The 21,966-nt window shown below is 70.3% G+C and carries 13 protein-coding genes; 8 read left to right on the top strand and 5 right to left on the bottom strand.

What is annotated here, in order from left to right:
• Nucleotides 1-60 precede the first annotated feature (60 nt).
• The 4 genes from J2850_RS10455 (at nucleotide 61) to recN (ending at nucleotide 4,818) form a co-directional block, all read left to right on the top strand.
• Entirely contained in the window at nucleotides 61-1,257 is a 1,197-nt protein-coding gene (locus J2850_RS10455) for a protein phosphatase CheZ (RefSeq protein ID WP_209981329.1), read from the top strand.
• A gap of 140 nt (nucleotides 1,258-1,397) precedes the next feature.
• On the top strand, nucleotides 1,398-2,123 hold the full coding sequence (locus J2850_RS10450) for a protein phosphatase CheZ (protein ID WP_246512974.1): 726 nt from the start codon (nucleotides 1,398-1,400) through the stop codon (nucleotides 2,121-2,123).
• Between the two features lie 194 nt (nucleotides 2,124-2,317).
• On the top strand, nucleotides 2,318-3,133 hold the full coding sequence (locus tag J2850_RS10445) for an outer membrane protein assembly factor BamD (protein WP_209981325.1): 816 nt from the start codon (nucleotides 2,318-2,320) through the stop codon (nucleotides 3,131-3,133).
• Nucleotides 3,134-3,141: 8 nt separating this feature from the next.
• Nucleotides 3,142-4,818, top strand: coding sequence for a DNA repair protein RecN (gene recN, locus J2850_RS10440; RefSeq protein WP_209981323.1), 1,677 nt, complete (start codon nucleotides 3,142-3,144; stop codon nucleotides 4,816-4,818).
• A 47-nt stretch (nucleotides 4,819-4,865) separates the two neighbouring features.
• On the opposite strand, the gene J2850_RS10435 is transcribed toward recN, so the two are convergent.
• Together J2850_RS10435 and J2850_RS10430 are read right to left on the bottom strand one after the other, a co-directional pair.
• Nucleotides 4,866-5,762: a LysR family transcriptional regulator gene (locus J2850_RS10435; protein WP_209981321.1), complete on the bottom strand. Its 897-nt coding sequence runs from the start codon at nucleotides 5,760-5,762 to the stop codon at nucleotides 4,866-4,868.
• A 47-nt stretch (nucleotides 5,763-5,809) separates the two neighbouring features.
• Nucleotides 5,810-6,409, bottom strand: a complete 600-nt coding sequence (locus J2850_RS10430) for an NUDIX domain-containing protein (RefSeq protein ID WP_209981319.1) — start codon at nucleotides 6,407-6,409, stop codon at nucleotides 5,810-5,812.
• 379 nt (nucleotides 6,410-6,788) lie between these two features.
• Here J2850_RS10430 and J2850_RS10425 point away from each other — a divergent pair, with 379 nt between their 5' ends.
• A complete protein-coding gene (locus J2850_RS10425) occupies nucleotides 6,789-9,338 on the top strand; it encodes an HWE histidine kinase domain-containing protein (RefSeq protein ID WP_209981317.1) in 2,550 nt (849 codons plus the stop codon).
• Between the two features lie 112 nt (nucleotides 9,339-9,450).
• Here J2850_RS10425 and J2850_RS10420 read toward each other — a convergent pair whose 3' ends face one another.
• From J2850_RS10420 to mltA, 3 genes are all read right to left on the bottom strand, one after another.
• Nucleotides 9,451-10,215 carry a TrmH family RNA methyltransferase gene (locus tag J2850_RS10420; RefSeq protein ID WP_209981315.1) on the bottom strand — a complete coding sequence of 255 codons (765 nt, stop codon included), beginning with the start codon at nucleotides 10,213-10,215 and terminating at the stop codon, nucleotides 9,451-9,453.
• Between the two features lie 138 nt (nucleotides 10,216-10,353).
• On the bottom strand, nucleotides 10,354-10,899 hold the full coding sequence (locus tag J2850_RS10415) for a GNAT family N-acetyltransferase (protein ID WP_209981314.1): 546 nt from the start codon (nucleotides 10,897-10,899) through the stop codon (nucleotides 10,354-10,356).
• 4 nt (nucleotides 10,900-10,903) lie between these two features.
• On the bottom strand, nucleotides 10,904-12,055 hold the full coding sequence (mltA, locus tag J2850_RS10410; RefSeq protein WP_246512973.1) for a murein transglycosylase A: 1,152 nt from the start codon (nucleotides 12,053-12,055) through the stop codon (nucleotides 10,904-10,906).
• 403 nt (nucleotides 12,056-12,458) lie between these two features.
• Here mltA and J2850_RS10405 point away from each other — a divergent pair, with 403 nt between their 5' ends.
• The 3 genes from J2850_RS10405 to pbpC all read left to right on the top strand — a co-directional run bounded on the left by J2850_RS10405 (nucleotide 12,459) and on the right by pbpC (nucleotide 21,568).
• Complete coding sequence (locus J2850_RS10405) at nucleotides 12,459-13,841, top strand: RsmB/NOP family class I SAM-dependent RNA methyltransferase (protein WP_209981310.1); 1,383 nt, start codon at nucleotides 12,459-12,461, stop codon at nucleotides 13,839-13,841.
• Nucleotides 13,842-14,268: 427 nt separating this feature from the next.
• Nucleotides 14,269-19,494 carry an alpha-2-macroglobulin family protein gene (locus J2850_RS10400; RefSeq protein ID WP_209981309.1) on the top strand — a complete coding sequence of 1,742 codons (5,226 nt, stop codon included), beginning with the start codon at nucleotides 14,269-14,271 and terminating at the stop codon, nucleotides 19,492-19,494.
• A 37-nt stretch (nucleotides 19,495-19,531) separates the two neighbouring features.
• Nucleotides 19,532-21,568 carry a penicillin-binding protein 1C gene (gene pbpC / locus J2850_RS10395; protein ID WP_209981307.1) on the top strand — a complete coding sequence of 679 codons (2,037 nt, stop codon included), beginning with the start codon at nucleotides 19,532-19,534 and terminating at the stop codon, nucleotides 21,566-21,568.
• The last annotated feature ends 398 nt before the right edge of the window (nucleotides 21,569-21,966 follow it).

Below are 21,966 nucleotides of genomic sequence, written 5' to 3'. Positions count from 1 at the left end.
AGGCCGTGGGTGTCCGGATCGCCGCGCGGCGGATGCATCCAGTTTGGGGAGTGGACCGGTTTGGAGCAGCTTCCGCAGCTCTCCGATGAGGAGTTCGAGCAGATCGAGGACGCCATCGCCCGATCGGCGAAGGGCAGGGCCTTCCTGCGGCGGCTCCATCGACGGTCCCTCGGGGCCGCGACGGAGGAAGTTCGCGCCATGCTCCAGGAATTCCGCGATTCCTGGTACCGGCAGACCGAGGCAGTGGAGGCCGGCAAGCATGTCGGCGTCCTGCGCCGCGAGCTGATGGAGATGGCCGCCTCGATCGAGCAGGCGAGGCGGGAGGTCGCGGCCCTGCGGCCGCCGGACGGGTCGGGCGACAAGATCCTGTCGGCCACCAACGAACTGGATGCCATCGTCATCTCGACCGAACGCGCGTCCTTCGAGATCCTGAACGCCGCGGAGCGGCTGATGGAGCTGTCGGGCAAGCTGCGCGGCGTCGGCGCGGACGCGGCGATCTGCAACGAGATCGACACCCAGGTCAACGACATCTTCACCGCCTGCTCCTTCCAGGATCTGACCGGCCAGCGCACCAGCAAGGTCGTGAATGCCCTGCGCTACATCGAGCAGCGCGTGATCGCCATGATCAGCATCTGGGGCGAGGACGGCCTTGCCGGCATCATGGTGGCGGAGGAGCAGACCGACACCCGTCCGGACGCGCATCTGCTGAACGGCCCGCAACTGGATGGCCACGGCGTCAGCCAGGCCGACGTCGACAGCATGTTCGACACTCCGGCACCGGTTCCGCCGCCACCGCCGCCGTCCGCCGCCCCGGCAATGGCCAGCCAAGCCGACATCGACAGCATGTTCGGCGGCCCGCTGCCCGCCGCTCCGGCCCCGGCCGCCGCGCCCGCGGTGGCCAGTCAGGCCGACATCGACAGCATGTTCGGTGGCCCACCGCCTGCCGCCCCGGCCCCGGCCGCCGCACCCGCGGTGGCGAGCCAGGCGGACATCGACAACATGTTCGGCGGCCCGCCATCCGCCGCCCCGGCCCCCGCCGCCGCGCCCGCGGTGGCCAGCCAGGCGGACATCGACAGCATGTTCGGTGCCCCGGCCGCCCCTGCCGCCCCGGCTGCAAAGAAGCCGGTGCCGAAGCCCGCCGCCCCGGCGGCCAAGGCGAAGGCTCCTGCCAAGCCCGCCGCTCCGCCCCCGCCGCCCGCCGCGGCGGAACCACCGGCGCCGCTCGACCAGGCGGCGATCGACGCCCTGTTCGGATAGACGGGTGGCCGTGCCCGGCCGCTCCCATCCCCTGAGCCTGCCCGACCGACACGCAGACCCGACACGCCACCACGCATCCCATCACCACCACCCCAGGCCAAGGCGGCCGTTTCCGAGAGGCGGGACCTAGGATGAAGCAGATGACCAAGCCCTTCATGGCCGAGCTTCAGAGGGCCCGCAAGTCCGGGCATCCGTTCCAGGCCGCCATCGACGACGCGGGCGCCGTGGCGGCGCTTCCGGTGCCGGCGCAGGTGGTGCAGGCGGACAACAGCGAGGTGCTGCGCGCCATCGGCGACCTCGGCTCCAAGCTCGACCGCTTCCTGACCATGGACGCGGCGCAGATCGACCAGATCCAGGTCGAGATCGCCGACATCTCCGGGCGCATCAAGGCGACCAAGGTCGAGATGGCGGCCATCCGCCACCCGCTGGCCGGCGACGACAAGTTCCAGCAGGCGAGCCAGGAGCTGAGCGCCGTCGTCGCCGCGACCGAGGCCGCGACCAACACCATCATGGCCTGCGCCGAAGAGCTCGAGGAGGTGGTGCAGGAACTGAAGTCGTCGCTGCCCGAGGGCTACCATGCCGATCGCGTCAACGACATGGTCGACGTCATCGTGCGCATCTACGAGGCCTGCAACTTCCAGGACCTGACCGGCCAGCGCATCACCAAGGTCGTCCGCGCCATGTCCTTCATCGAGGAGCGCGTCGACGCGATGATGGGCCTGTGGAACAAGCGCGAATTCGAGGCGATGCCCCTGCCGCCGTCGGTCACCAAGAAGGACGAGAACCTCGACCTGCACGGCCCGGCCGAGGCGACGCCGGACAACGGCAACATCAGCCAGGCCGACATCGACGCGCTGTTCGCGTAAGCCCCGGCCGGCCGCTCCGCAGGCGGACGCGGACGCCCACTCCCGCACGGCTATCGCATATGATTCCCTCTCCCGGGGCGGGGGAGGGTGATCATCGCCATATGCGATAGCCGCCCCACCCCCGCGTTACCGCTTGCGGCGCCCTCACCTCGGCGTGCTATACAGGGGCAACTTCGAAAGCGCCCAAGACGACGATGCCTCCTCGCCCGTACCGTTTGCCGCTGGCTGCCATCCTCCTGTCGGCCGCCCTGTCCGCCTGCTCCACGCCCAAAGAGGACGCCTATGTCGAGCGTCCGGCCGACCAGCTTATGTCGGAGGCCGACGCGGCGATGGGGGAGGAGTCCTTCAAGAAGGCCGCGCAGCTCTACGACGAGGTCGAACGGCAGCATCCCTATTCGGATGCCGCCAGCAAGGCGCAGCTCATGGCCGCCTATGCGCATTACCAGGCTCTGAAGTACGACGACGCCATCCTGGCGCTGGACCGCTTCATCCAGCTTCATCCCGGCAGCCCGGACGTCGACTACGCCTACTACATGCGGGCGCTGTGCTATTACGAGCAGATCACCGACGTGCGCCGCGACCAGCGGATCACCCGGCAGGCGCTCGACTCGCTGTCGGAGGTGGTCCGCCGCTTCCCCGAAAGCAAATACGCCCGCGATGCCAAGCTGAAGATCGACCTGACCAACGACCATCTCGCCGGCAAGGAGATGGAGGTCGGGCGTTTCTACCTGCGTCAGCATCAGTATACCGCGGCGATCAACCGCTTCCGCACCGTCGTTGAAAACTTCCAGACCACGTCCCATGTGCCTGAGGCGCTGCACCGGCTGGTGGAGTGCTATCTGGCGCTGGGCGTGACCGACGAGGCGAAGGCCGCCGCGGCCGTGCTCGGCCACAACTTCCCCGGCAGCGAATGGTACACGGACAGCTACGCACTGCTGGTGGACGCCAATCTGCGTCCCGAGCGAAACGAGAGGTCGTGGCTCAATCAAGTCTGGAACTCAGTGTTCTAGGCCGTTCCATGCTCGTGTCGCTGACGATCAGGGATGTCGTCCTGATCGAGCGGTTGAGCCTGTCTTTCCGCAAGGGCCTATGCGCCCTGACCGGCGAGACCGGCGCCGGCAAGTCGATCCTGCTCGACGCGCTCGGGCTGGCGCTCGGCGCGCGCGCCGACTCCGGCCTGGTGCGCCATGGCGCCGAACAGGCCGCCGTCACGGCGGAGTTCGAGCTGTCGGGCGATCACCCCGCCTTCGCCATCCTGAAGGAACAGGGGCTGGACGCCGACCCGGGCGACGGTGCGCTGGTCATCCGCCGCACCGTCAACACCGACGGCCGCAGCCGCGCCTGGGTCAACGACCAGCCGGTCGGCGTCGGGCTGCTGAAGACGCTCGGCGCCGAATTGGTCGAGGTGCATGGGCAGTTCGACACCCACGGTCTCCTGAACCCGCAGACCCACCGCGGCGTGCTCGACGCCTATGCCGGGCTGGGGGCGCAGGCCGCCCAGGTCGCCGCCGCCCACCGCGCTTGGCGGCAGGTCGAGGATGCGCGGCATTCCGCCGCGGCCGACATCGCCCGCGCCCGGTCGGAGGAGGAATATCTCCGCCACGCCGTGGCCGAATTGGATGCGCTCGCCCCCAAGGCGGGCGAGGAAGAGGAACTGGCCGAAACCCGCGCCGTGCTGATGCACCGGGAGAAGCTGGTCGACGGCATGAACGCCGCCTATGCCGAGCTGTCGGGCGAGCGCGGCGTCGAGCGCTCGCTGTCCTCCGCCATCCGCACGCTGAGCCGCATCGCCGACAAGGCCGGCGGCACGCTGGACCCGGTCATCGCGGCGCTGGACCGCGCCGCCACCGAGGCCGGGGAGGCGATCGCCGCGCTGCAGTCGGTCTCCAGCGGCGTCGACATGGATCCGCGCGCACTGGAGAAGCTGGAGGAGCGGCTGTTCGCCCTTCGCGCCGCCGCCCGCAAGCATGGCGTTGACGTCGACGCACTGGCCCGCCTGCGCGACGACATGGCCGGGCGGCTGCTGCTGATCGAGGATCAGGGCGACCTGCTGGCCAAGCTGGCCAAGGAGGCCGGCCAGGCCCGTGCCGCCTTCCATGAGGCGGCGGCGACGCTGAGCGCCGGCCGCCGGGAGGCCGCCGGCCGGCTGGATGTGGCGGTCGCCGCCGAACTCGCGCCCCTGAAGATGGAGAAGGCGAAGTTCCGCACCCTGGTCGAGCCGCTCGACGAATCCGAATGGAACGCGTCGGGCGTCGACCGCGTCGCCTTCCAGGTGGCCACCAATCCGGGGTCCCCGCCCGGCGCGTTGAACAAGATCGCCTCGGGTGGCGAGCTGGCGCGCTTCATGCTGGCGCTCAAGGTGGTCCTCGCCCAGACCTCCACCGTGGGGACGTTGGTGTTCGACGAGGTCGATACCGGCATCGGCGGCGCCGTCGCCGCCGCGGTCGGCGAGCGTCTGGAGACGCTGGGGCACGCGCTCCAGGTCCTGGTCGTCACCCACAGCCCGCAGGTGGCGGCGCGCGGCGCTGTTCACCTGAAGGTGCAGAAGTCGCTGAAGGGCGATCAGGTGACGACCGGCGTCGCCGAACTGGATGGCGAGGAACGGCGCGAGGAAATCGCCCGCATGCTGTCGGGCGCCACCGTCACCGCCGAGGCCCGTGCGGCTGCCGACAGCCTGATCGCCGGCCGCGGCTGACGCCCGGGGCGGGCGGGGCGGGCGCGGGCCGGACGCCCCCCGGTCTCTCACCCTTCGCCGGCCAGCGCGCCGGCGTGGCGGCGGAACAGCCGCACCAGCGCCTCCACCATCGCGGCGACGGCCGGTGCGTCGCGGCGGTCGCGGTGGACCAGCAGATGGACGTCTTCGCGCAGCGCGGCAGGGGGAGCGATGACGCGGACCAGCGTCGGCTCGGCATCGCCGACGACACACGGCAGCAGTGTCGCTCCCACGCCGCGCCGGGCGGCGTCGAGCCGCATCGGCAATTCGCTGAGCCTCGCCACGATGCGGGCTCCGCGCTCGCGGGCGGTATCGTCCACCCATCCCGATTGCGAGGGGCGCCGCCTGGATTCCGGTAGGCCGATGACCGGAGCGCCGTCCCAGCGGCCGGACCAGTCGTCGCGCAGGGACGGTGCGGCGTAGAGCGTGAAGGCGAAGCACCCGAGCCGCCGGGTCATCAGGTCGCCTTCGACCGGCACGCGGTCCATGCGCAGGGCGATGTCGGCCTCCCGCTGCGCCAGGTTCAGGGCGATGCGGGTGCTGAGGATGGTCAGGTCGGCTCCGGTTTCGGCAAGAAGCTCAGGCAGGTGGGCGGTGAGGAACGCCGAGACGGACGTGGTCGCCGTCACCCGGACCGGCTGGGCGGCCGCGGCCAGCCGGTCCGCCTGCCGGGCGAAGGCGGCCGCGGCCTCGCCCATTGCGGTCGCGCTGTCCAGAACGGACCGGCCCAGCGCGGTCGGCTCCAGCCGGTTGGGCAGCCGGTCGAACAGCGGCCCGCCCAGCGCATCCTCCAGACGCTTCAGCTTGCGGCCGAGGGTCGGCGGGCTGAGGCGGAGGCGGCGCGCCGCCTCCGTCAGGCTGCCGCCCTGCGCCGTGGCCAGGAAGGCGCGGATGTCCTCCCAGTCCAAATCCCCATCGTCGATCATCCAGGCCCCGTCCGACTCCGCTGTTCCTGCGGGGCGGGCGGATGCCGTCACCGCGGCAGCAGCCCGTGAAGGGCGGCATGCTGCAGCAGCATGATGGTCTTGCCGTCCACGATTTCCCCGCCGGCGACCATGGCAAGGGCATCGGAGAAGGTCAACTCGACCACCTCGATGTCCTCGCCCTCGTCGGCGATGCCGCCGCCACCGCCGCGGTCGCCCGCCCGGTATTCGGCGATGAAGAAGGCCAGCCGTTCGGTAACCGATCCCGGACTCATGAAGGCGTCGAACACGCGGCGCGGCTCCCGTACCGCCACCCCCAGCTCCTCCGCCGCCTCGGCGCGGATCGCCTCCTCGGGGCTGCGGTCGTCGAGCAGGCCGGCGCATACCTCCAGCAGCGCCTCCGGGTGGCCGTTGACGTAGGCCGGGAAGCGGAACTGCCGCGTCAGCAGGACGGTGCCGCGCGTCGGGTCGTACAGCAGCAGGGCGGCGCCGTTGCCGCGGTCGTAGGTCTCGCGGTTCAGGGTCTGCCAGCGGCCGTCGCGTCGGCGGTAGTCGAAGGTCGTCTTCTTCAGCACATACCAGTCATCGGACAGCAGCGTGACGTCGCGGATGCGGATGCGGTCGTCCTGCTGGTTGGAGATGCTTGTCATTGTCGAACCCGATGGTGGAGCAAGGAGCGCCATCCTCTCCGGCACCGGGCGGCCGGTCAGCCCGCCAGAGTTGAAAGGCGGGACTGCGATCTTGTCGGGGTGACGCCGCCGGCATATCCCCGGATGAGAAACGGGTCTGACGGCAGGTTATTTGCGCTTTAAAATCCATGTATGCCGGAACAGATTCTGTCGCCGGCCGGTCAGGATCTTATCCTATGTTAAGTTGACGCTCCGTAAACGGAGCCTAGAATAGCCTTTTTGGAGCATTGCGGCGTGATCGCCCCATGCGTAAATTGATCCCGATCCCTTAGACAGCGCGTGGCAAACGCCGCTTGTCCAGCTTCCGCTCGAGGTTGCGTTTGTCAGAAGTCTTTATTCGATGAGCAGTGCGGTTCCTGCGGGGTCTGTCGACCTCACCGACTGCGACCGGGAGCCGATCCATCAGTTGGGGCTGATCCAACCGACCGGGTTCCTGGTTGCCGTAACCGCCGACTGGATCATCCTTCACGCCTCCGCGAACGTTGGCCGCTGGCTGGGGGCGGAGCCCGAGGAACTGCTCGGAACGCCGCTGTCCCGCGTGATCACGCCGGAGGCGCTGCACACCATCCGCGGCCGGCTGCAGATCGCCCACATCAACGGCAGCGTCGAGCGTGCCTTCGGCGTCCACCTGTCGGACACCGCGGCGGTGTGCGATGTCGCGGTCCATCTGTCCGGCTCGACGATCGTCATCGAGGCGGAACCCAGCGAGGGGGAGGGGCCGCAGGATTCGGGCTCGCTTCTTCGCTCGATGATCGCGCGCATCCAGAACACCCGCGGCTTCGACGCGTTCTGCCGGGAGGCCGCCCGCCAGATGCGGGCGCTCACCGGCTTCGACCGGGTGATGGTCTATCGCTTCGCCTCCGACGGCTCGGGCGAGGTGATCGCGGAATCGGCGGTGCACGGCATCGGCAGCTTCCTCGGCCAGCGCTATCCGGCGTCCGACATCCCGCAGCAGGCCCGGCGCCTGTACGAACGCAATTGGCTGCGCTGCATCGCCGACGTGAACGCGCCGCCGGTGCCGATCGTGCCGGTGCTGGATCCCACCGGCCAGCCGCTCGACCTGTCGCTCAGCATGCTGCGCAGCGTCTCCCTGATCCATGTCGAGTACCTGCGCAACATGGGGGTCAACGCCTCCCTGTCGGTCTCGATCCTGCGGCATGGCAAGCTGTGGGGCCTGTTCGCCTGCCACCACCGTCAGGCCCGCGCGCTGTCCTTCGAGAGGCGCACCACCGCCGAACTGTTCGGCCAGATGGCGTCGCTGCTGCTTGAGGGGCGTGAGCGCGAACAGGAGAGCCAGAACGAGGCGCAGGTCCGCCGCGTCCATGTCCGCATCATGTCGATGCTGGCGGACAGCGAATCGCCGCTGGACAGCCTCGTGACCTTCGCGACCGAACTGCGCACCATGATCCAGTGCGACGGCTTCGCCTGCTGCATCGACGACCACCTGCACATGGAAGGCGAGACGCCGACGCGGGAGGAGACGCTGGGCGTCATGCGTTTCCTGCACCGGACGCCGCCGAGCAAGGTGTATGTCACCGACAATCTCGGGGCGGTGCATCCGCCCGCCCGCGACTTCACCGCGCGCGCCTGCGGCCTGCTGGCGATCCCGGTCTCGCGCACGCCGCGCGACTATCTCGTCTTCTTCCGCAAGGAGGTGGTGCGCACGGTCACCTGGGGCGGCGATCCGTCCAAGCCGGCGCACTACGGCCCCAACGGTCCCCGTCTAACCCCGCGCAAGAGCTTCGAGGCGTGGAAGGAGACCGTCCACGGCCAGTCGCAACCCTGGAGCGATCTCGACCAGCGCAGCGCGGAATCGCTGCGGGTGACCCTGCTGGAGGTGGTCCTGCGGTTGGCCGACGTCGCCGGCCGCACCCGCAAGGAGGCGGGCGAGCGGCAGGAGTTGCTGATCGCCGAACTCAACCACCGGGTCCGCAACATTCTCAGCCTCGTCCGCGCGCTGGTGCGGCAGAGCGAGAGCGGGGCGGAGACGGTCCAGCAGTTCGCTGGCATCGTCGCCGGCCGGATCGAGGCGCTGGCCCGCGCCCATGACCAGATCACTGCCGACAATTGGGGTCCGGCGTCGCTGCGCGCCCTGATCACCGCGGAGATCGGCGCCTATCTGTCGGCCAAGAACGAGCGGGTGCGGTTGACCGGACCGGAAGTTCTGCTGGCTCCCCAGGCATTTTCCGTCTTTGCGCTGGTGGTGCATGAGCTGACGACCAACTCGGCCAAATACGGTGCGCTCAGCGACAGCAGCGGCTGGGTCGAGGTCGACTGGTCGATGGGCGAGGACGGGCGGCTGCTGATCGACTGGCAGGAGAATGGCGGCCCGCCGGTGCGGGCCCCGACGCGCACCGGCTTCGGTACCACGGTCATTGAGCGTTCGGTCCCCCATGACCTGCGCGGCGAGGCGGAGGTGACCTACGCCCTGCCGGGCCTGCGCGCGCGGTTCATGATCCCGGCCACCTATGTCACCATCTCCCCGGCTCTACTCGACCGCAGCCGGAGCAGCCTGCCGGCGCCGGCGGCCGATTTCACCATCGGCGGCCCGGTTCTGCTGCTGGAGGACAACATGATCATCGCCATGGCGACGGAGGACGTCCTGCTGAGCTTCGGAGCCAGCCGCGTCAACACCGCCGCCGGCGTCCGCCAGGCCCAGCGCCTGATCGACGACGACCCGCCGGTGGTCGGCGTGCTGGACATCAATCTCGGCAGCGAAACCTCCGTCGCGGTGGCCGACCGGCTTCGCGAACTGGGCATCCCCTTCGTGTTCGCCACCGGCTACGGCGATTCCGCCGCGGTGCCGGAGCGCTTCGCGGGCGTGCCGGTGCTGAAGAAGCCGTACGGATCGGAACAGGTGGTCCAGGTGCTCGCTGCGGTGCTGGGCTAGCGTCGCGCATTCGGCCGGAAGGGCGGCGAAGCGGTCCCCTTCACGCGCTTGCCTTCGTCGGGACGGCGGGAAACCTCACCGCTGCCTGCGGCTGCCCATAAGACGTGACTGCTTATCCCCTCACCGCAGCAAAGCGCGCGAACAGCGCCATGCTGGCCGCCACGGTGGCATTCAGCGACTCCACCGCCCCCGTTGTCGGCACAGACAGGCGCCGGGCCGGGCAATCCGCCGGCACGCCCTGGCCCTCCTCTCCCAGGATCAGGCGCATGTCGGCCGGCCAATCGAAGCGCGTCAGATCCTCGCCCCCGCCATCGAGGGCAAAGAGTGGCCCGGCGGCGTCGTTCACGGCCGCCCAGCGCGGGCCGCGCAGCATGGTCAGTGCGAACTGCGCGTTGGCGGCCGCACGCAGGCATTTGGGATGGAAGGGATGGGCCGCCCCTTCCAGCAGGACGACCCGCGTCACGCCGAAGGCGGCAGCGCTGCGCAGCAGGGCGCCGAGGTTGCTCGGGTCGCCCAGCGCGCACAGCAGCTCCAGCCCCTGCGGCGGCAAGGCGAGGTCGACGGCCGGCATCGCCGGCACCGTGCCGACCAGCAGGGGAAAGCCGGTGCCCGACACGTCGAGCGTGCGGAACAGCGCCGGGGCAAGCTGCACCGGCTCCACCCCCGGCGGCAGGCGCCAACCGGCGACCTGGTCGGGGTCGGTGAACAGGAGCCGCTCGAAATGGCCGGCATGGTGGCGCAACGCTTCCGGCACCGTCTTCAAGCCGGCCAGCAGGAACTTCCCGGCCTTCTTCAGCCCGCGGCTCTCCAGCGCGGATTCCCACAGTTTGAACTGCGGGTTCTGCAGGCTTTCGATCAGCAGGGGCGGGCGGGTCATGGCGGCGGCTTTCCGGCAGGGGGATGGTCCCTGCCTAGCATAGGCGCCGGCCCGATGTCAGCGTCTCCGGCTGTGCCTCAGGGCAATGGCATTTGGCGCCCCTGCTGTGTGCCTGGCTGCCCCCCGCGGCTCGATCCTTCAAGCCCGTGCCGGCAGCCTGCGTCCCAGGAACAGCAGCGGGCCGCGCTGGCAGGCGTCGGAGAAGCCGGCGCGCTGGTAGAACTCGACGTTGCGGGCGAAGGCCCCGGTGACCAGATGCACCCCCGGCAGCCCTTCGGCTGCGCAGTCGGCGGCGAAGCGGTCGACCAGCCGGCGGCCGAGCCCATGATCGCGCCAGCCCGGACGGACATTGACGTGGAAATGGGCCGGGTAAGCGGCGAAATGGTCGGCGAACACCTCGTATTTCGGGATGCGGCGCGCCAGTTCCGGGGAGCCGGCGCTGTCCTTGCATCCGGTCAGGTAGCCGACGATCCGGCCGTCCGGCGCCAGGGCCATCCAGACCTCGCCCGGCGCCGCCGCCACGTACCATCCGGTCCAGCGGTCGAGGAAGCCGGCGCGTTCCGCCTCCGAGGCGAAGTCCGCGCGGGTGGTGGACGCAAAGAAGATCTCCTCCAGCGCCGCCAGCGCCGCGGTGCGGTCGGGCAGGGTGGTCAGCCGCGCCAGGCGGATCCCGGTCCCGTCCACCCCGTCACTTCCGCTGGGCCGTTTCGACCGACAGGTTGCGCGGAGCGAGCAGGGTGTAGTGGCCGCGCGCCTTCATCACGCCCGCTCCGTCCGCGGCCTGCTGGCCATGGCCCCAGAAAAGGTCGCCCCGGACGGGACCCTTGATGGCGCCGCCGGTATCCTGAGCCACCACCAACCGATTGATGGCGCCGCCGGGTACCGGGGCGTCGCGCACCTCCAGCCACAGCGGCGCACCCAAGGGGATGTGGTCCGCATCCACGGCCAGGCTGCGCCCGGGGGTCAGCTCCATGTTCCGCGCGCCGCGCGCGCCGACCTGGTCGCTGAGCCGGAAGAAGACGTAGGAGGGGTTGAGGTTCATCACCCGCTGGGCCTCTGCCGGATGGTTCTTCAGCCATTGCCGGATCAGTTGCAACGACATCTGCTCCGGCGTCGCATCGCCGCGGTCGATGATATGGCGGCCGATCGGGTAGTAGCTGTGACCGTTCTGCCCGGCGTAATGGATGCCGACCACCGAGCCGTCGGCCATCACCGCCCGCCCCGACCCCTGGATTTCCAGGAAGAAGGCGTCGATGGGGTCGTCGACCCACATCAGCTCCAGCCCCTTGCCCTTGAGGGCGCCGCCATCGATGCGCGCGCGCGTCGGCAGCCCCTTCTTCCCGCGGGCCGGCATGCGGTAGAGCGGCACGGTGTAGCGGTCGCTGCGGGTCCAGCTTCCGTGCAGTTCGATCTCGTAATAGCCGGTGAAAAGGCCGTCCTGGCCGCCGGCGAGATCGCGCGGTGTGAAAAAGGCTTCGAAGAAGCGGCGTGCCGCCTCGGAATCCCCCGGCGGCAGGGTGCGCGCGGCGGAGCAGATGGCGCGCCAGTCGTCGGTGGTGCCGGCGGCGCGCAGCGACCCCAGCGACTTGCCCGGCGGCTGGTTCCTGACCCAGCCGCAGGTCCTCTGCACGGCGGGAACCGCCTGGGAATGGTCGTCGTCGACCCAGCCGGCCAGATGGCGGAAATCGGGAGCGACCTGGTCGAGAGTAGGCCGCTGTGCCAGCGGGCGCTGGCCCTCCAGCGGCGGCGTTCCGCCGGCGCAGGCGGCCAGGGTCGCCACCATCCCGGCGGCCAGCGCCATGCGCCCGTATCGCGTCGCCCGCTCCTTGGCGTGCGCCATGGCTTTCCCCATGACGCGCGCACAAGCGCTCCCTGCCGCAGCCGCCATCGCGCACTCCGTCCCTGAACTCTGAATGTCCGTCGAAGACTCTTCCGGCCCGGCTTCGGATCGGCGGGACCGGTCACGATTAAGTTACATCGCTACCTCGTTTGTGAGCTCTGAGCACCCGAGTCGTCAATCCCTAACCATCACTTTCGGATAGGTCGTAGCCTCTTGTCACGGACGGGAGGTGAGACTCGCGGCGGTCGGGGCGAGGGGGAGAGCGGGATGCATGCCTGCGATGCGTGACAGCGGCCGGCAAACAGGCTATCGACGGTCGGTATGCGATCGGATGCGCCGCCGGACGGAACGTGCCGGCCCGTTTCCCGTTCGCCGCTTTCAGACTCCCAAGGGACCAGACGCCATGACACCCGCCGCCCGCCTCCAGGCGGTCATCGATCTGCTGACCGAGATCGACGAGACCCCTCGCCCCGCCGACGCGGTGATGAGCGCCTATTTCCGCAACCGCCGCTACATAGGTTCCAAGGACCGCACCGCGGTCGCGCAGACCGCCTACGCCATTCTGCGCCGCCACGCGCGGCTCGGCTGGTGGATCGAGCGTGGCGGCTACGAGCGCCCCACGCCGCGCGCCCGCGTCCTGGCCTTCCTGCTGCTGGAGGAGCGCCGCAACGCCGGCGTGGTGCTGGAGATGTTCAGCGGCGGCAAGTTCGCTCCCGCCCGCCTGACCGATGGGGAGCTTGAGCTGGTCCAGGCGCTCGAAAGCCATACGCTGGACCATCCCGAAATGCCCGAGACGGTGCGGGTCGAATGCCCGGATTGGGCGGAAAGGCCGATGCGCGCGTCCCTTGGCGACCGCTTCGCCGTCGAGATGGAGAAGCTGCTGGAAGCCGCTCCCCTCGACCTGCGCATCAATCCCCTGAAGGCCAACCGGCAGAGCGCCATCAAGGCGCTGTCCAAGGCGCAGATCTTCGCCGAGGAGACGCAATGGTCGCCGCTCGGCCTGCGGGTGAAGGGGCGGCCGCCGCTGGGCGGCGTCGACGCGTTCAAGGACGGCTTGGTCGAGATCCAGGACGAAGGCTCGCAGCTCGTGGCGCTGGCGGTGGCGCCGAAGCCCGGCCAGCAGGTGGTGGATTTCTGCGCCGGCGCCGGCGGCAAGACGCTGGCGGTCGCGGCGCTGATGAAGAACAAGGGCCGGGTGGTGGCCTGCGACGTGCTGGCCGGGCGCCTGAAGCGCGCGGCCGAACGGTTCCGCCGCGCCGGCCTGCACAACATCGAGCCGCATCCGCTGACCAGCGAGCGCGATCCCTGGGTGAAGCGCCACAAGCGCAAGTTCGACCGGGTGCTTGTCGACGCTCCCTGCTCGGGTACCGGAACCTGGCGCCGCAACCCGGATGCCCGCTGGCGCCAGCTCGGCCCCGGCCTGGAGCAGCTCCTGCCGTTGCAGGCCAACATCCTCGACAGCGCAGCAAGGCTGGTGAAGCCGGGCGGCCGGCTGGTCTACGCCACCTGCTCGATGCTGCATGACGAGAACGAGGCGCAGGTGGAGGCCTTCCTGCAGACCCACACCGACTTCATCGTCAAGCCCGTTGCCGACGTGTGGGCGGAGGAGGAGGCCGGGGCGCCGCCGGCCGAGGGGCCGTACCTGCGCCTGACCCCCGCCCGGCACGACACCGACGGCTTCTTCGCCGCCGTGCTGGAGCGCCGCGCCGAGGAGAGCCTGTCTGAGGCCGGCGTGGAGCAGGACGAGGTGGACCCGGTGGAACTGGGCAAGGCGATCGACGCCTGATCTGTGCCGGCGCTCCCTCCGGGCGCGCCGCCTCCAGGAAGACGGGCGTCCGGACTCTTCACGTCCAAGGACGGGAAGGCCGGCGCCCCCCTTTCTCCCGCACCGTGGTGCGGCCGGTGCTTTTTCCAACCCTGGCGGTGGCCGCCGGCTGTTCGTGCTATAAGAGACCGGCTCCTGACAGGCTACGGAAGGTCCGCATGCCGCAGTCCTCGCCGTTCCGAGCCCGCTGCCGCGCCGATCGCCCCACGGCTGTGCCGCCGGCCGGATTGAACAATGGAACGGGCCGCCGGATCTGTTTCACCCGGTTTCAAACGTTCCATACGCGGCGGCGCAGCTTGACGTCGACTTCCGCCCTAGCCCTTCGCGATATCGCCACTGCCGGTTATCCGCGCTATAACCGCGCCATCTCCCGCTGGTTGAAGGCGATATGATGGCACGGCTTCTGACGCTGCTCTCGGTCTTGGTGTTAATGGTCGTCACGGCGGCCCCGGTCAGGGCGGACTACACGCCGCCCGGCGCGTTGTCGGATGCCACCGCCTATGCCAACGGGCTGTTGCTCAAGTCGCCGCCACAGCCGAAACCCCAGGTCATCGCCGACCTCCTGAAGCAGGCCCGCGCCGCGCGCGACCGCAAGGATTTCGCCGGGGCCATCCAGAAATACGAGCAGGCGATCAACCAGGGCGGCGGCTCCCCGTCGCTGTGGCTGGAGCTCAGCGACGCCTGGATGTCCGCCACCCCGCCCAACAAGGACCGCGCGTTGCAGAGCGCGGTCATGGCCGGCCAGTTCAACCCGAAGGACGAGGAGCGGGTCGCCATCCTCTGGCGCCTCGCCACCCTGATGGACGAGGCGTTCGGCAAACCGGACGAGGCGGTGAAGGCCCTGGCCTCCATCCGCGAGATGGCTCCGCGGCTTGACGCCGCGACGATCGACGCCCGTGCGCCGAAGCTTGAGGAGCGCCTGGTCGCCATGCGCCGCAAGGCCGGGCTGACCCTGGCCAACGTCCAGGTCGATGCGGAGGGCAGCAGCCCGCGCGTCTGCTTCCAGTTCTCCGACCGTCTGAGCGTCAAGCAGGGGGTCAGGTTCGACGATTATGTCCGGATCGAGCCGGCGGCCAAGATCGCCGTCGAAGCGCGGGAGAACAGCCTGTGCCTGAGCGGCCTCGATCATGGCAAGGCCTATGCCGTCACCCTGCGGCCGGGGCTGCCGGGCGAGGACGGGGTGGTGCTGAAGGCTGAGGAAACCCAGCGCTTCCGGGTGCCCGACCGGCCGGCGATGGCGTCGTTCCGCGGCTCCGCCTACATCCTGCCGCGCCGCGGCGCCGACGGCATTCCGGTGATCAGCGTCAACACCGAGCGCCTCGACGTCGCGGTCTACCGCATCGCCGATCGCGCCCTGGTGGCGAACAAGTACGCGGGCAACATCTTCGGCGAGCTGACCAGCTATTCCGCCGAGCAGATGGCCCAGGAGAATGGCGAGCAGGTCTGGACGGGGACGCTGGACGTCAAGGGAGAGCTCAACCGCGACGTCACCTCCGCACTGCCGTTCCGCCAGGCGGTCGGGGACGACCCCAAGCCCGGCCTCTATGTCGTCACCGCCCGTCCCCACGACGTCGAGGCCGGTGAGCGCTGGGATGCGATGGCGACCCAATGGGTGCTGCTGTCCGATATCGGCCTCACCAGCTTCCGCGGCGCCGACGGGCTGACGGTCTTCGCCCGGTCCTATGCGACGGCCAAGCCGATGCCGGGGGTCGAGGTGGCGCTGGTCGCCCGCAACAACAGCGAACTTGCGCGGGTGACCACCGACGAGTTCGGTCGCGCCCGGTTCCCGGCCGGCCTGATGAAGACCGGCGGCAACGCGCCCGAGATGGCGATGGCCTATCTGGGCAACGACTTCGCCATGCAGGACCTGACCAACGCCGCCTTCGACCTCAGCGACCGCGGGGTCAGCGGACGGCCGGCGCCTGGTCCGATGGACGCCTTCGTCTATTCCGACCGCGGTGTCTATCGCCAGGGCGAGACGGTCAACCTGTCGATCCTCCTGCGCGACGACAAGACCGAGGCGGTCGAGAATTTCCCGCTGACCGTGAAGGTGCTGCGCCCCAGCGGCACCGAGTATTACAGCGGCGCGCTGCAGGGCCAGGGGGCCGGCGGCTTCACCCTGCCGCTGTCGCTGACCCGCACCGCGCCGCTCGGCGGCTGGGACGTGCTGGTCTATGGCGACCCCAAGGCCGAGCCGATCGGCCGGGGGTCCTTCCAGGTCGAGGATTTCGTGCCGGTCAAGCTGGCGCTCGACCTCACCGCCAGCGCGCCGATCCTGGTGCCGGACCAGCCCTTCGAGGTGACCGCCCAGGGGCGCTTCCTGTACGGCCCGCCAGCCGCCGGCCTGACCGGCACCGCCGAGGTGGCCCTGGCCCCCGATCCCACTCCCTATCCGGCCTTCAAGGACTACGCGTTCGGCCGAGCCCAGGACAATCCGACCGAGCGGCTCGACCAGTTGGAGTTCCCGACCACCGACGAGCAGGGCGTGTCGCATGTCGCCGTGACCCTCCCGGAGGTGCCGGACACCAGCAAGCCGCTGCGTGCCGACATCCGGGTCACCCTGTCGGAGCCCGGCGGGCGGCCGGTCCGCAAGTCGGTGTCCGTGCCGGTGCGGCCGAAGACCTACGCGCTGGGCCTGCGCCCGCGCTTCAACGACAGCCGCATCGGTGACGGCGGCGAGGCCAACTTCGACCTGGTGGCCGTCGCTCCCGACGGCAGTGCCATCGCCAAGCAGGGCATCCATTGGGAACTGGTGGAGGAGCGCGTCTCCTTCGTCTGGTACCGCCGTGACGGCCGCTACAGCTACAGCGCCACGGTGCGGGACGTGCCGCTCGCCTCGGGCAACTTCGCCGTCGGCACGGACAAGCCGGCGGTCGTGGCGCTCGGCAAGCGCGAGTTCGGCCGCTACCGCATCGAGGTGACCGACAAGGCGGCCGGCGTCGCCAGCTCCTATCGTTTCTATTCCGGCTGGGCCAACGGCGACGAAACCGCCGATATCCCCGACAAGCTGGAGGTCACCACCGACAAGCAGGCCTATAAGCCGGGCGAGACCGCGCGCATCCGCGTCGCCCCTCCCTTCGCCGGCGAGCTGCTGGTGACGGTGGCCACCGACCGCCTGTTCGACGTCCGCACCCTGTCGGTCCCGGCCGGCGGCACGACGGTGGAAATTCCCGTCGATGCCGCCTGGGGGCCGGGCGCCTATGTCACCGCCACCGCCTACCGTCCGCCGGTCAAGGGCCGCGAGCGGCAGCCGGTGCGCGCCATGGGCGTCGCCTGGGTGTCCATCGACCCGTCGGTGCGCAAGCTGGACGTGGCGCTCGACGCCCCGCAGGTGCTGCGCCCGCGCAGCAGGCTCGACGTCGGGGTGAAGGTCGCGGCGGCCGGTGGCGGCACGCCGAACGGAACGGAGGACATCTACGTCACGCTGGCCGCGGTGGACGAAGGCATCCTGCGCCTGACCGACTTCGCCAGCCCGCAGCCGGAGAAGCATTATTTCGGCAAGCGGCGCCTCGGCCTTGACATCCGTGACGATTACGGCCGGCTGATCGACCCGATGGACGGGCCCTTCGGCGCCATGCGCCAAGGCGGCGATGCCAGCGGCGCCGGGCTGCCGGTCGTTCCCTTCACCGTCGTGTCGCTCTTCCACGGCCCGGTGAAGGTCGGGGCCGACGGCACCGCCCGCATCGGCTTCGACGTTCCGGACTTCAACGGCGAGCTGCGCCTGATGGCGGTGGCCTACAGCCGCACGCGCGTCGGCTCGGCCGCCGGGCCGGTGACAGTCCGGGATCCGCTGGTCGCCGACGCCATCCTCCCACGCTTCCTCGCGCCCGGCGACGACAGCCGGGTGACGCTGTCGCTGCACAATGTCGAGGCGGCGGCCGGCACCTACGAGGTCGCCGTCACCGCGCAGGACGCCGTGGCGGTGGAGGGCGGCAACCTGTCCGTCGCGCTGGCGAAGGGCGAGCGCAAGTCGCTGGTGATCCCGCTGAAGGGGGTGTCGGCCGGCATCGGCCATGTCGCCGTCTCGGTGAAGGGGCCGGAGAACCTGGCGCTATCCCACGACTACGGCATTACCGTCCGCCCGGCCCGCGCGGTGGAGACGCAGTTCGTCACCCGCCAGTTGGCGCCGGGCGAGACGCTGCGCTTCGACGGGGCCGAACTGGCCGCCTTCCTGCCGGGTACGGCGAGCTGGTCCGCCAGCTACACCAGCGCACCGCCCTTCGACGTCGGCGGAATCCTGCGGGCGCTCGACCGCTATCCCTACGGCTGCCTCGAGCAGACGGTCAGCCGCGCGCTGCCGCTGCTGGTCGTGCGCGACGTCGAGCTGGCGCTCGGCAAGGACCGCAAGCCGGAGGACGGGCTGGAGTCGCGGGTCCAGCAGGCGATCTCGCGGACCTTGGACAAGCAGCGCTTCGACGGCTCCTTCGGCCTGTGGGGCGCGCATGACGAGGCCGACGGCTGGTTGACCGCATACGCCACGGAGTTCCTGCTCCGCGCCAAGCAGAAGGGCCAGCCGGTTCCGGACAAGCCGCTCGCCGACGCGCTGGCCTGGCTGCGGCAGCGCGCCATCTCCAGCGCCTCCGGCGACGAGGAGCTGGCGGTGCGCGCCTATGCCCTGCACACGCTGGCGCTGGCCGGGGTTTCCGTGCCGGGTCCGGCGCGCTACATGCTCGATACGATGATCGAGAAGCTGCCGACCCCGCTCGCCAAGGGGCAGCTCGGGGCCGCCCTGGCTCGCATGGGCGACAAGGAGCGGGCGGCCAGCGCCTTCGACAGCGCCGTCGCCCATCTCGTGCGCCAGGAGTGGCATGTCGATTACGGTTCCACGGTCCGCGACGCCGCGGCCCTGCTGGTGCTGATGGGCGAGGTCGACATGGCCGGCAACCGCCTTCCGACGCTGCTGGACCGGCTGCCGGTCTCGGCCACCGCCGCCAACCGCACCAACACGCAGGAACAGGCCTGGTCGGTGCTGGCCGCCGACACGCTGATGCGCGGCACCCCGGCGCGGGTGGAGGTCACGCTGGGCGGGGCGAAGCGCGACGGCGCGCGGGTCGACCTGACCCCGACGCTGGCCCAGCTCAAGGCCGGCATCCCGGTCGCCAACTCGGGTAAGGCCGCGGTCTGGCAGGCGGTCTCGCTGTCCGGCGTTCCGGTGGCTCCGCAGCCGGCGGCGCGCGAAGGGCTGCGCATCAAGCGCAACTTCTTCGACCGTGCCGGCAACGTGCTGAACCTCGATACGATCAAGCAGAACGACGTCTTCGTCGTGGTGCTGGAGGGCGAGGCCAACACCGGTGTCTACCACCAGGCGATCGTGACCCATCCGCTGCCCGCCGGATGGGAGATCGAGAACGCCAAGTTCGGCGGCGGCACGCCGGAGGAGTTGGCTTGGCTTGGCGATCTCGCCTTCACCCGCATGACCGAGGCGCGTGACGACCGTTACGTCGCCGCGGTGGACCTGACCGAGGACCAGCGGACCTTCAAGCTGGCCTTCCTGGTCCGCGCCATCACCCCCGGCACCTATGAACTGCCGGGCGCCATGGTGGAGGACATGTACAAGCCGCGCTTCTTCGCCCGCCAGAACACCGGGCGGATCATCGTCCATCCGGCGGAGTGACGGCTTGCGGCGGCGCTGGATCAGGCGGACGGGGATCGTGGCGGGGACGCTCGCCGCTCTCCTGGGAACGGCGCTGGCGCTCGACCGGCTGTTCCCGCCGCCGCTTGCCAGGCTCGCCGACCTGTCGGTTACGGTGACCGACCGCAAGGGTGTTCCCTTGCGCGTCTTCACCAACGAGGCCGGGGCCTGGCGGTTGCCGGCGACGGTCGACGACGTCTCGCCTCTCTTCCTCCAGCTCCTGCTGGCCTATGAGGACCGGCGGTTCGAAAACCATGCCGGCGTCGATCCGCTGGCGGTCATGCGCGCCGCCACCCAGAATCTCGGTGCGGGGCGGGTGGTGTCCGGCGCCTCGACCCTGACCATGCAGGTCGCCCGCCTGCTGGAGCCGCGGCCGCGGACCTTTGGCGCCAAGCTGATCGAGGCGGCGCGCGCCGCCCAGCTCGAATGGCGCTACGACAAGCGCGAAATCCTCGGCATGTACCTGACGCTCGCCCCCTATGGCGGCAACATCGAGGGGATTCGCGCCGCCTCGCAGATGCTGCTGGGCAAGTCGCCGATCGAGTTGACCGCGGCGGAGGCGGCGCTGCTGGTGGCGTTGCCGCAGGCCCCATCGCATCTCCGCCCCGACCGCTATCCCCAGCGTGCCCAGGCTGCCCGCGACAAGGTGCTGGATCGCGTCGGTGAAGCCGGGACCTTGTCGGCCAAGGCGATCGCCGAAGCCAAGACCGAGCCGGTCCCGTCGGCCCGCCTGTCGCTGCCCGCCGCTACGCCGCATCTTGCCGACCGGCTGCGCCGCGCCCATCCCGGCCGTCCCACGGTGGTCAGCACCATCGACGGCGGGCTCCAGTCCGCCATCGAGGCGATGGCCCGCCGGGTGGCCGGAACGCTCAGCGACCATGCCGGCTTGGCCGCCCTGGTGGTGGACAACCGCGACCGGTCGGTGCTCGCCTATCTCGGCAGCCCGGACGCGCTCGACGAGAACCGGCTGGGGCCGATCGACATGGTGCGGGCGGTGCGCTCGCCGGGTTCCGCGCTGAAGCCCTTCATCTATGGGCTGGGATTCGATGACGGCATCATCCACCCGCTGACCCAGATCGCCGACGTCTCCACCCGCTTCGGCGACTGGGCGCCGCGCAATTTCGACCGCAGCTTCACCGGTGACCTGACGGTGGCCGAGGCCCTGCAGCGCTCGCTGAACGTACCTGCCGTCCTGGTGCTCGACCGTGTCGGCCCCCTGCGCTTCGCCGAGGCGGTGCGGCGGGCCGGGGCACGGCTGGTGCTGCCGGCCGGCACCACGGTGCCGGGCCTGCCGGTGGCGCTTGGCGGCGCCTCGATCAGTCTGTGGGACATGACGATGCTCTACAGCGCGCTGGCCCGCGACGGGCTGGCGGCCCCGCTGCGTGCGGACCCCGAGATGCAGGAGGGGCCGGAGCGGCGCCTGCTGTCCGCGGCGGCAGCCCAGCAGGTGCGGGCCATCCTGGAGGGCTCGGCTCCGCCGCCGGGCGTGGTCCAGGCGCAGGAACTGCGGGCCAGGGGGCCGGTCGGCCTGAAGACCGGCACCAGCTACGGCTTCCGCGATGCCTGGGCCTTCGGCGTCACCGGGCGCTATACGGTGGGCATCTGGGTTGGCCGGCCGGACGGCACGCCGAGCCCCGGCCATTACGGCCGCAACACCGCGGCCCCACTGCTGTTCGAGCTGTTCGACCAGCTTCCCGCCGACCGCGGCCGACCTGCCGGGCCGGTCACCGCTGATGCGCCGCCCGATCTTCTGCGCCGCCTGCGGCCCGGCGATACCGGCCTGGTCGGGCACTACCAGCCTGACCGGCTGCGCCTGACCTTTCCCGTCAGCGACATGGTGCTGGAGGCGTTGGGGCCGGACGGTGCGGGGGAGCCGCTCACCCTGACCGCCAGCGGTGGCCGGCGTCCGCTGTCCTGGATGATCGACGGGCGGCGGATCGCCTACTCGCCCATCGCGCGCGAGGTGGTCTGGCGGCCCAACGGACCGGGGACGGTGCGGGTCACCGTCCTGGATGCCGACGGCCGCAGCGACAGCGCGACCGTCGAGATCCGCTGAGCGCCGTCAAACCGCTCGCCGCACGCCGACGGAGTCGTCGGCCCGCCTGCTCCAGCCCGCGACCGGACCCGCATCTGCTTCTGGCAGTCGGCCGAGCAGTAGAGCGGAGCCGGCCCGCGCGTGGACGGGCGGACGAAGGGGCGGCCGCAGCAGGCGCAATGGAGTTGGCGTGCGTGGACCGGCTGGTCGCCGACGGCGCGGGCACGGTGGGTGGAGGCGGACATGACGGCAGAGCAGGGGGTTGGTTTCGGGTGAGCGCCAATATAGGCAAAGAATGTTGCAGTTCCATGCTGGGGACAGCCCCTAGCACTACTTTGGCAGTTCCGGCGTGATGGCACGAGATGAAGGCTGTTGTGCAGCCCAAGGGGTGAGCTGCGCTGGAGGCAATCATGCTGGAG

It is taken from the genome of Azospirillum picis (assembly GCF_017876115.1).
In the GTDB taxonomy this organism is placed as follows: Bacteria; Pseudomonadota; Alphaproteobacteria; order Azospirillales; family Azospirillaceae; genus Azospirillum; species Azospirillum picis.
This window is presented reverse-complemented; position numbering and strand designations above follow the sequence as displayed.